Consider the following 212-nt stretch of genomic DNA (forward strand, 5'->3'; position numbering starts at 1 on the left):
TGCGCCCCGCCGTTCCGTCGTTCGTCAATCGGTCGAAATCGAAGCTCCCGCTGTCGCGCCCCATCTGGTCCAGGATCGCCTGCGCGACAGGGTTCGGCGGTGCCACCGTCCCGATCGTCACGTCGAAACCCGCCGACGCCACGCTCGTGTTGCCGGCCGGGTCCATCGCCGTCACCGTCAGCGCATGCGTGCCGTTCGACAGGCCCGACGGC

Annotated in this window: 1 protein-coding gene; it reads right to left on the minus strand. The window is 69.8% G+C overall.

From position 1 onward, the window contains the following. The coding region (locus ACV22Z_RS35960; protein ID WP_448080972.1) for a hypothetical protein at positions 1-212 on the minus strand (212 nt) is incomplete at both ends.

It is taken from the genome of Burkholderia sp. PU8-34 (assembly GCF_053427725.1).